Source organism: Nocardia sp. NPDC019395 (assembly GCF_040632335.1).
In the GTDB taxonomy this organism is placed as follows: Bacteria; Actinomycetota; Actinomycetes; order Mycobacteriales; family Mycobacteriaceae; genus Nocardia.
Genome location: NZ_JBEYBT010000001.1, coordinates 1,451,311 through 1,461,775 on the forward strand (window position 1 = coordinate 1,451,311; position 10,465 = coordinate 1,461,775).

Below are 10,465 nucleotides of genomic sequence, written 5' to 3' on the forward strand. Positions count from 1 at the left end.
TCCGCGCGCTCTCGGCGAATCCGGTCGACGCATGCCGGCTTCTACCAGTTCACGGGCGTCGTGTTCGGCGTCGCTGATCCTCCGCGTCCCTCGGACCTCTTCAGCCAGGTCACCCAGTGTGCGATGCAAGTGGGGACTGGCTCGGTGAGTGAGCACCTCCACCATGTCGTCGCGCATGCGCTGGAGCAATTCCCGTCCCGCTCCACTCAGAGGCGCCCCACTCACCACGCCCACCACCTGATGGCACCTGGTACGAAACTCACCACCTCAGATCACCGCCGCCGCGAAGCGGGGTCGCTGCCGGCCTGATACCGGCGTAACCCCTCGTCGGAGATCCGCGCGTATTTGACCAGGCTCCGTACCGAGGTATGCCCCGACAGGTTTCATCAGCACCGGAGTGGACGCGCCGTCCTCCGCGGCATGAGTCAGCCGGGAATGCCGCAGTTGATGCAACGTATACCGGCCGTCATCAAAGCCCGCGGTATGGTTCTCGAACAGCTCCGCGGCGCGACGGTAGGACAACCGCCCGGCCAACATCCGCGGCAACAACCGGGCGGTACCGGTCTGCCAGGCAACGACCTCGCGAGCTCCGCCTTTTCGGGTTACCACCGCGCACCGGTTCGCCGTGTCGAGGTCGGGCACATCCAGCATCAGCACTTCCTCGGCACGTGCGGAGGATTCGTAGAGCAGATGCCACAACACCCGTTCCCGCAGCGGCGCATCCGAACCCCACTACCGCAGATAGTTTCCCGAGTCGCCCGCCGCACAACGCCTATAGCGCCAGGACAGCCGAATAGTTGCCGCGCATAGTATGCCACTATCTGCGGTAACCCCTTAGCGTGACCTTTCTCGCGGATGGTCCCGGCCTCGATCAGTCGCTTTTCATATCGCCCGTGGACAGGCGCAGGGTGCCGAGCACGAAGATCACCAGGCACGGCACCGCGAAGTACAGCAGTGATCCGTTCGGGCCGCCGAAGTAGCTCTCGACGGTCGAGAGCTGGCCGACGCCGAGTTCGCCGTTCTTGAACGGCGACAACCGTTGCAGCATGCGCCCGAAATCGTTGTTGACGAACGTGACGAAAACCTCGATGCCGAACTTCCACAGCAGCACGATCATCACCACCAGGCCCGGTTTCGGCAGCAGTGCGGCCAGGCCCAGGCCGAGCGCACAGACCAGCACGGTGAGGATCGGCACGCAGATCAGCAGGCGGATACCGGCGCCGGAGAAGGCATCGACGCCGCCCCATACGTCCGGGAACAGGCGCGGAAAGCCGCCCAGCAGAAGGAACGTGGTCGCACCGGCGACCGCACCGGAGAGCACGCCGAACACGATCAACTTCGCCACGGGCAGTAGCCAGCGGCGCGCCTGGATTCCGGCAACGGTCTCGACGGTCTTGTCCTTGAATTCGTTACTGAGGGAGGACACCGCGCCCGACATGAGGATGAAGGTCGAGAAGATCAGCACCCAGTAGGTGGCATTGCTGGTCTCCATTCCGCCGTACCCGTTGATGGCTTCGGCCTGGGACGCTTTGGCGATGCCGAAGTTGAGCGCCAGCGGGATCAGGATCGCGAGCGGGACGACCGTATACCACAGGGGATTACGCCAGGACAGCTTCGCGAGTTCGCTGCGGACTGCGCGGATCGTATAGCGGGCGAGCATCAGCCTTCACCTCCACCGGTGGTGTATTCGACGCTGTTCGCGGTGATCCCGAGGTAGGCGGACTCCAGTCGTCGTGGGCCGGATCCGCGGGCGACCAACTCGTCCTTGCTCGTGTCGGACAGCACCTTGCCCTTGCCCATGACGACGATCCGATCGCCGGTGATCTCGACCTCGGTGAGGTTGTGCGAAGCCACCAGCAGGCATTTCCCGTCGGCGGCCAGCCCGGTGACCAGTTCGCGCAGCCACAGCGTGCCTTCGACATCGAGCCCGTTGGCGGGTTCGTCCAGCACCAGGGTTCGCGGATCGCCCAGCAGCGCCGCGGCGATACCGAGCCGCTGCAGCATGCCGTAGGAGAATTTGCCGACCGGACGCTTCGCGACCTTGTCCAGCCCGACCCGTTCCAGCGCCCGGCCCACGGCGACCGACGGCACTCCGCCCAGGCGGGCCTGCCACAGCAGATGCTGCGTCGCAGTGTGCCGGGGATCGCGGGTGAACGCGCCGAGGCCGAACCCGATTTCGCGGATGGTGTCCCGGAAGTCCAATAGGCCTTTACCGTTGATGGTGAGTGTGCCACCGGTGGGCCGGGTCAGTCCGGCGATCATCCGCATGACGGTCGTTTTGCCGGCGCCGTTCGGCCCGAGTAGATAGGTGATCGAGCCCGGTTCGGCCTCGAGACTGACATCGTCTACGGCGACGATATCGCCGAAGCGTTTGGACACGCCGCGAATACTGATCATCGATACATTCCTGAACGAATGAGTGGCTGGTGAGTGGGCACATACGCAGAACGACTCCCCGTTCGGCCGTGGCGTCGACGGGGAGTCGTTCCGGAAATCTCGGCGGCTGTCAGTACCCGAAGTCCGGGTCACCCGCGCACTGCATTTCGGCGCAGATCGCCTTCCAGTCGTACTTCCACAGGCCGCCTTCACGGATGAAGTGATAGTTGATGGAGGTGGCCGGGAAACCCGCCATCACACCCTCGACTCGAACCGACATCGTGTTGCCGGAGATATCGATATCGCCGACCGCACGGCCCTGGATCGAGAAGAAGTCCATGGTCTGACTGTTCGCCATGACCTGTTCGAGCGCGCCGCGCGCCTGCGGGCCGTTGTAGCTGACCTCGAGCTTGGGCTCGACACCGATGTTCGGGTTCCAGAAGGCAGCGAACTGCCGCTCGAGTTGACCGAGGTTCGGGGCCTCGTCGCGAATGTAGAGATCGCCGGCCTTACCGTCGCGAATCGACACATCGGCGGTGGCCGGCTGGGCCGAGCCCAGGCCGAGCAACGCGGCGAATACCAAGACGGAAACGATCCTGATGAGTTTCGGCATGGGCGGTCCCTTCGAGCCAAACAACGAACAAACCCGGGCCTCCGGGCGGTCCAACAATAAGCCGCAAAAGTTAGGCAAGTCAAACCTAACTTTCGACTGGTATTCGATCAGGACGGAATGAGACTCGCGGCCGACGAACGGCGTAGCTTGCCCGACGGAGTTTTGGGCAGTGCGCCCTTGTGCACGATCGTGACGACTGCCGGGGCGATGCCGATATCGTCGTAGACAGCCCGAGCCACTTCCTTGCGGATCCGCTCACTCTGCTCGGGGTCCTCTGCGAGAACAGATTCCGCGATCACCGCGATACCCTCGCGGGCCATCCCGGACAGGCGCACGGCCAATGCCGCCACACTGCCGGCGCGTACCCCGTCGACTCCGGCCGCCGCACGTTCCACCGTGGTAGGCGCGATATTGCGGCCGGAGACAATGATGATGTCCTTCTTACGCCCGGTCACCACGGTTTCACCGGTATCGGCGACGTACCCCAAATCGCCGGTGGCGAGCCAGCCTTCGGCATCCACCGCCGATACGTAACCATCGGGCAGGAGATACCGCCGGGCCACCGCATCGCCGCGGACCAGGATCTCGCCGATCCGGTCGGCCGGGAGCGCAGCCCCGGAACCGTCGACGACCTTCAGTTCGATCCCGGCGACAGGTGTTCCCAGCCGCATCAGTGTTCGCGATGCGCCGGCCGGATCACGCTCGACCACGCCCTCACCTTCGGCGCGTCCGGGTTCGATGACATCCACCGAATAACGCGCGCCGGCATCGGTGAACGAGGTGGCAAGGGTCGTCTCGGCCATACCGTAGGCCGGCGTCAGAGCCTGTGGCGGGAACCCGAAACGCGCTGCCGCATCCAGGAATTCCAGCAGGGTCGTTTCGTCGACGATCTCCGCACCGTTGACCGCGACCTGCATGCGGGACAGGTCGTAGACGCCGTCGGGCGCTCGGCGCAACCGCCGGGCCAGCAGTGAATAGGCGAAATTCGGTGCCGCGGTGTAGTTCCCCTCGAATCGGCTGATCAACTCCGCCCAGCACAGCGGATTCTTCAGGAACGCGAGCGGCGGAACGACCACCGTCGTCGCTTGCGCGAGCAGCGGAGTCATGAGCAGCCCGATCATGCCCATATCGTGGTACAGCGGCAACCAGCTGATTCCTACCCAATCGGCTGTCAAACCCGTCCGGTCTACCATGGCGGCCTGATTCTGATGCAGGTTCCGGTAGGAGATCTCCACCGCCTTCGGCACACCGGTGGTGCCGGAGGTCAGCTGCAGGATGGCGGTATCGTCCTCAGCGGTAGGTACATGCGCGATCGTTTCGGTGCGCTCGGCCAGTTCGTCGATGACGGCGATCGGTGCACCGAGGTCGAGGGTTCGCACGGCCTCGGTGAACGGCTCACTCAGCACGACCAACCGAGCACTCAGCATCTCGATTACGGCACGCGTATCCGTCAGCCAGGTCTCGAGATTCATGCGCGGAGTGGGCTGGTGCAGCATGGTGAATACCGCGCCACGCATCCATATCGCCTGAACCGCGACGATGACATCGTCGGCCGGGCCCGCGAGGATCGCGACGGAGTCACCCGGGCTCACGCCCACCTCGGCCAATCCGGCGGCGACCCGGCGGGCCCTGGCTCGCAACCGATCCCAGGAGCGGAAGGTCAGCTCGGAGGCATCGGGTCCGCTCCACAAACCTTTGACTTCGGAAACCGGTTCATCGAAAAGCAACTGGGTGATTCTGCTCATTGGAATTCCATTTCTGCCCGGCGGAATGCTTCCGGCCGTGGCGCGCTACGCCTCGCCGAGTACCCGGTCGAAGTGCTCGACGAAGGTGTCGGCGTATCCCGGCGGTAGGGCCGCGGGGTCGATGACGATGCCGAAGGATGTCCGCTTCCCCAGGATCAGCGATGTCACCGAGAACGAGTAACCCGCCAGCGGCGACAGTGCGGTCAGTTCGATGATCGGTTTTCCGAGTACCGAACGCGCCCTGGAGAATCCGGGGTTGATACCGATATGGATATCGGGACTCATATGCTTCATCGCCGCGCTGCCGATCACGCGCCGCAACGCCCAGGGCAGCCCGGGTTCGGTGGCGGGCGCGGCCGAAGTCAGCTCGGGGCGGCGCTTCTCGACGACGGCGAGTTCCGATTTACATCGCTCGATCTGCCGGTCGAGATCCGATTCGTTACCGGCGAGATTGAACGGGGTGACGATCACGGCGTTACCGGTGTGCCGGAAATCCGGATCATTGGTCACCGGCAGGGTCACCCGGATGACTTCTGCAGGTGCCGAACCGGGCGGGGCGAGGCTGACAGCGCGGCCGACGGCCGCGAGCAGGAACTCGTGCACCGAGGCGCCGTGCGCCTTGGCGGCGCGGCGCAGGTCGCGGGTGGAGGCACTGTACAACGCGTATTCCCGCCGGCCGGATGTGGTGAGTTTCGGCCAGTTGCGGCCGGACTTTCCGGCGGCGTGCTGTTCGGCGAAGGCGGCCTTGGCTTCCTTCAGGACCTCCGGCTCGATCTCCGGCGTGCGGAACCGCGGGCTGGTCGCGAACCGCTCGAACTCGGCGAGTTCCGCGGCCGTGCCGTCGGCCAGCAGCGCGGCGAACGCGGCGCCCGCGATACCGTCGGACACCGCGTGGTGCACGCGCAGCAGGAAGTATTGCGAGCCGTCGCCGACCGGGGTGAACAGCGTGATGTGCCACATCGGTTGCGGGCGGCGCAGCGGCGCCTCGAGCAGTGCGGTGACCTGCTTGCTCAGCTCCGCCGCATCGGCGTATTCGGCGGCAGTGAGATGACTGTCCACATCGACCTTCTCGGCCACCACTTCGCGGGGCCGGCGCCAGCGTCCACGGTCGATGCCGAGCCGGAACAGTTCGAACAGTTCACTGCGCTCACGTACCCGTTCACGCACCTCGCCGATCTGTACGTGGGCGCCGTCGGCGGACAGTTCGAGCAGCATCGCCCAGTGCATCGGGCTGCTGTGGGTATCCAGGTGCAGGTATGTGTGATCCGAGGGGGTCAGCGTCGTTACCGAGGCGTCTGTCATTGCGTATCCACTTTCGCGAGTAGGGCCTGGTAGCCGTCCGTGTCGGGCTTCATGGCCGCGGCCACCAACTCCCACAGCACCTCGTCGGTACCGCCACCGACGCGCGCCAGTTTCATATCCCGGAACCAGCGGTTCAGCGGGAGTCCGGTATCGAGGTAGCCGATACCGCCCCAGATGTGCAGGCACTCCGAGGCCACTTCTTCGCCCAGATTGGCCGCGGTGGCTTTGAGCGAGGCGGCGGTGCGCAGATTGATACGTCCCTCGGCGGCGACACCGGCCAGTGCGTGGCGCAGGGTATCGACCCGCGATTGCAGATCGGCGACGCGGAGTCGCAGCGCCTGATGGTCGTAGAGCCGCTTGCCGAACTGGACGCGGTCGTACATCCGGGCCAGGGTCACACCGAGCATGCGCTCGCAGGACGCGGCGATCTGACCTGCCACCGAGTAGCGTTCGTGGGCCAGACCCCAGCTGATCACCGCCAAACCGGTGCCGGGACGGGCGATGAGCGCATCCTCCGGGATCCAGGTGTCGATGCTCACCGCGGCGGTGTCCAGCGGACCGGCACCGAGTTTCTGGTACGGCTTGCCGACCTGCACCTGGGATATCGGCACCACTGCCAGCGCGACATTGCCCGATTCGGTGGCCGGTTCCTCGCCGAGGGTGCGCCCGACGACGAGCATGTAGTCGGCGATCGGCGAGAGCGAAACGAACTTCTTGTGGCCGACCACCCGGTAGCCGCCGCTTTCCGGCTCGATCCGGGTCCGGGCGTTCTGCAGGTCCGAGCCGCCGGATTCCTCGGACGCCCCGATGCACAGCACGGTGTCGACCGCGATCGCCTGCTCGGCGAGTTGCCGCAGGAAATCGGTGCGCCCGAAACGGCGCAGCACGGCGATCGCCGAATCGTGCAGGCTGACTCCGACGCCGATGGCCGCCGAGCCGAGCGCACCCAGCTCGCGGGCCAGCGCGAAATGGTCGCCGAGGTCGGTGATCTTGCGGTCGTTCCATTTCCGGGCGAACACGCCCTGGGCACCGAGATGTTCGAGCAGGACCCGCGGGAACTCGTTGTCCTGTTCGGCCTGTTCGGTCCACTGGACCACCCGGTCGTCGAAGGCCCGGGCCAGCAGATCGGGGTACGAGTCGGCGGGCGCGGCGACTGTCATGCGGCGGCGCCGGATTTGGCCCGGATCAGGTCTTCCAGATCGCCGACCGATGCGGCCTCGGCCATCTCCCGTTCGGTGAGCTTGACGCCCAGGCGCTCTTCGATGGCCACGACGCCGATCGCGAAGGCGACCGAATCGATGCCGAGGTCCTCCACCAGGAGCGAGTCCTGGTCGAGGTCGGTGAGCGACAGGTCGAGATCTTCTTCCAGAATGCTGTGCAGTACGTCGCGAATTCGGTCGGACATCTAGAAACTCCTCGGAGAATGTTCGGATCCGCCGGCCTCGGGGCCGGCGTTGTACCTCCGGTCGGACGGAGGGACACCACTGGTGGTGAGCGTCCGGCGAACCGGCACGGCGAGCGTCGACGCCACCGGACGCACCGGGCAGGGCATACCTGGCACAGGGCGCCGAGCCACTATTCGGAAACCTCCTCGCCTATGACCCCGAAGCTGGTGAACGCCGTGTTCCGCGGAATGCGGTACACCTCGCGCCCGGTCACGGTGTTGAGGATCTTGGCGTTGCGCACAGCACCGATATCCAGGTTCGGCGCGGAGACACCGTGGCTGTGTTCCTCGGCATTGGCCAGGAACAACCGGCCCCGCAGCGCGTCGCCGGCGCTCACCGAATGGTCGTTCTCGACCACCGGACGGCCGCGCGAATCACGCCGCAGATGCTGTTCCAGGGGGCCGAGGAAATCGGTCCTACGCTGCCGGTAACCGGTGGCCGCGATTACCAGGCCGGTCGTGTGTGCGATCTTCTTTCCGGTGTCACGGTGCAGGCCCCGGACCCGGAGGCGGCCGTCGGGAAGCGTGTCGAGGCCTTCGACCGCGACGCCGTTGCGCAACTCCACCGGCTGCGACTTCTCCAGCAACTCACGCCGGTAGAGCAGATCGTGCAGGCGTTCCAAGGTGTCGGTGGAAATGCCCTTGTGGAATTGCCAGTGCCCGGCCCGCACTCGATCACGGGTGGCCTCCGGCAAGCTGTGGAAATAGTCCATATATGCCGGTGTGGTCATTTCCAAGGACAGCTTGGTGAAATCCAGGGGCGCGAACCACGGGGTACGGGTCCACCAGCGCACACCCGGACCGCCACGCAGGTTCTCTTCGAGCAGGTCGGCGACGATCTCGGCGCCGGACTGACCGGAGCCGATCACTGTGACGGACTCCGCGCGATGAGCGGTGTCGCGGTGGTACAGGTAATGCGCGCTGTGTACCAGCGCGGAGGAGTCGGTCGAAAGCGTCTTCGGGATGGACGGTTCGGTTCCCACACCGACCACCACATGCTCGGCGTACAGCATCGAGGTGGTGCCGCGACCGGACATCGATACCTCGAAATGCCCGCGTTCGCCGTCCCAGCGCACCGCATCGACGGTGGTGCCGAACCGTAGCGAATCCAGCTTCCCGACTGCCCACAGCAGGTACGCCTCGTATTCGCGTCGCGTCGGGAACCAGTCCTCACGCACCAGGAACGGGTACAGGCGATCGACGTCGGCCAGATAGGCAAGAAACGACAGCGGGTGCGTCGGATCTACCAGCGAGACCAGATCGGACAGGAAGCTGACCTGTAGTTTCGCCTCGTCGAACAGCAGGCCGGGATGCCAGCGAAATTCCTCGGCGGAATCCGCCACGAGTATGTCGAGGCCGTCGACCGTCGAGGCCATGGCCGCCAGCGACAGGTTGAAAGGCCCGCAGCCGATACCCAGTACGTCCACTTTCCGGATATCACTCATGGATCTTCACCATCTCGTCGTGATCGCGACGCAGACCCTCGGACTCCACTTCCAGCCCGATACGCAGCAGTTCATCGAACAGGACATCGATATCCCGCTCGGTGGTTTCCGGGTTGAGCAGGGTGAGCTTCACACAGGTCCGGGGTTCACCCGCACCGTGCACCGATACCTGGGTACGGCCGATGAGCGCCTTACCCGAGCTGATCAGGCGGCGCCGCAGTTCCCCGTTCACCTGGTCGAGATCGAGATCCTCGCAGCGGTAGCGGAACACGACCGTGGTCATGGTGACCGGCGCGACGAGCTCCAGCTGCGGCTCGGTCACGATGCGGCGCTCGGCATGGCGGGCGAGATCGTGGCAGGTGTCGAGCATCTCCCCCAACCCGGTCCGGCCGTAAGCGAGAAAGGTGGCCAGTACTTTGAGCACATCGGGGCGACGAGTGGTCTGCAAGGTCTGGCCGAGCAGGCCGCCGAAACCGGCCTCGATATCGTCGTCCGGGTTGAGGTAGGCCACCGACCGGTTCAGCGAGGAGAATCGCCCCTGATCGGCGAGCAGCAGCACACTGGCGGCAGCCGGCTGCCAGCCGACCTTGTGCAGGTCCAGTGTCACCGAGTCGGCCCGCTCGAGGCCGGTGAGCAGCCCGGAGAGCTTATCGGAGAACAGTGTGCCGAAACCGTATGCGGCATCGACATGCATCCACACCTTGTGGCGCGCAGCGATATCGGCGATTTCCGGCAACGGATCGACGGAACCGAAGTCGGTGGTACCTGCCGTGGCCACGATCGCGATCGGGGTGTGGCTCTCGGCGAGTTCGGTGAGCAGATCGTCGAGAGCCTCCGGGACCATCCGGTGCGCGGAATCGACCGGGACCGCGATCGCGGCGCTCTCCCCGAGCCCGAGTGCCGCGCACGCGCGGTGGACCGAGAAATGCGCAATCCGCGAACACAGCACGACCGGGCGTGGCAGGCCGCTCACGCCGTTGCGGCGGATATCGATGCCGAGCTCGGCAGCGGCGTAGTCACGAGCGATCAGTAGCGCGAGCAGGTTCGAATAGGAGCCACCGGGGCCGAAGACGCCACCGGACCTTTCGGTGAAGCCGGCCAGCCTGGCAAGTGCGCTGATGGTCCATTTCTCGATGGCCAGGGTCGCCGGTCCCGAATCGTAGGTATCCAACGACGCATTGGTGGCACTGGCCAGTGCATCGGCGACCACCGCCACCCGCAGCGCGGGCGGTTGCAGATGCGCCGTCGCATGCCGGTGGGTGAGGTCCAGGCCGTACGCGGCGATCAGTTCGGCGACCCGGTTCAACGCCGCGTCCTCCCCCGCCCCGTGGTCCGGAACCTGCTCCGGGCCCAACTGTTCGGCCACAGCCTCGAGCACTTCGGCCGGTTTTCCCCAGGGCAGCGGTGCGCCGTGATGCCGGGGTTCCACCGGACCGGCCAACTGTGCGAGGCCTTGCCCTATTGCCGTCCACCCATCACCCGGCGTGGCGAACTTGGATCTCTGTCTTCGTGGGAATGCGATTTTCTCTGACACGGATAG

General features: G+C 65.4%; 10 protein-coding genes. All 10 read right to left on the minus strand.

Annotation, left to right across the window (positions count from 1 at the left end; translation table 11 throughout):
• Window positions 1-267 precede the first annotated feature (267 nt).
• The 10 genes from ABZ827_RS06010 to ABZ827_RS06055 all read right to left on the minus strand — a co-directional run bounded on the left by ABZ827_RS06010 (window position 268) and on the right by ABZ827_RS06055 (window position 10,459).
• Window positions 268-702, minus strand: a complete 435-nt coding sequence (locus tag ABZ827_RS06010) for a site-specific integrase (RefSeq protein ID WP_357233266.1) — start codon at window positions 700-702, stop codon at window positions 268-270.
• Window positions 703-871: 169 nt separating this feature from the next.
• Entirely contained in the window at window positions 872-1,660 is a 789-nt protein-coding gene (locus tag ABZ827_RS06015; protein ID WP_357233268.1) for an ABC transporter permease, read from the minus strand.
• Window positions 1,660-2,397 carry an ATP-binding cassette domain-containing protein gene (locus ABZ827_RS06020; protein ID WP_357233270.1) on the minus strand — a complete coding sequence of 246 codons (738 nt, stop codon included), beginning with the start codon at window positions 2,395-2,397 and terminating at the stop codon, window positions 1,660-1,662. Before ABZ827_RS06020 ends, ABZ827_RS06015 begins: the two co-directional genes overlap by 1 nt.
• 109 nt (window positions 2,398-2,506) lie before the next feature.
• Window positions 2,507-2,989, minus strand: a complete 483-nt coding sequence (locus ABZ827_RS06025) for a hypothetical protein (RefSeq protein ID WP_357233272.1) — start codon at window positions 2,987-2,989, stop codon at window positions 2,507-2,509.
• A gap of 107 nt (window positions 2,990-3,096) precedes the next feature.
• Window positions 3,097-4,734 carry a long-chain-fatty-acid--CoA ligase gene (locus ABZ827_RS06030; protein WP_357233274.1) on the minus strand — a complete coding sequence of 546 codons (1,638 nt, stop codon included), beginning with the start codon at window positions 4,732-4,734 and terminating at the stop codon, window positions 3,097-3,099.
• 45 nt (window positions 4,735-4,779) lie between these two features.
• Window positions 4,780-6,036 carry a wax ester/triacylglycerol synthase domain-containing protein gene (locus ABZ827_RS06035; protein ID WP_357233275.1) on the minus strand — a complete coding sequence of 419 codons (1,257 nt, stop codon included), beginning with the start codon at window positions 6,034-6,036 and terminating at the stop codon, window positions 4,780-4,782.
• Entirely contained in the window at window positions 6,033-7,196 is a 1,164-nt protein-coding gene (locus ABZ827_RS06040; protein ID WP_357233277.1) for an acyl-CoA dehydrogenase family protein, read from the minus strand. Before ABZ827_RS06040 ends, ABZ827_RS06035 begins: the two co-directional genes overlap by 4 nt.
• Complete coding sequence (locus tag ABZ827_RS06045) at window positions 7,193-7,441, minus strand: acyl carrier protein (protein ID WP_357233279.1); 249 nt, start codon at window positions 7,439-7,441, stop codon at window positions 7,193-7,195. The genes ABZ827_RS06040 and ABZ827_RS06045 overlap by 4 nt, the downstream gene beginning before the upstream one ends.
• 170 nt (window positions 7,442-7,611) lie before the next feature.
• On the minus strand, window positions 7,612-8,925 hold the full coding sequence (locus ABZ827_RS06050) for a SidA/IucD/PvdA family monooxygenase (RefSeq protein WP_357233281.1): 1,314 nt from the start codon (window positions 8,923-8,925) through the stop codon (window positions 7,612-7,614).
• Entirely contained in the window at window positions 8,918-10,459 is a 1,542-nt protein-coding gene (locus ABZ827_RS06055) for a pyridoxal-dependent decarboxylase (RefSeq protein WP_357233283.1), read from the minus strand. The genes ABZ827_RS06050 and ABZ827_RS06055 overlap by 8 nt, the downstream gene beginning before the upstream one ends.
• Window positions 10,460-10,465 lie beyond the last annotated feature (6 nt).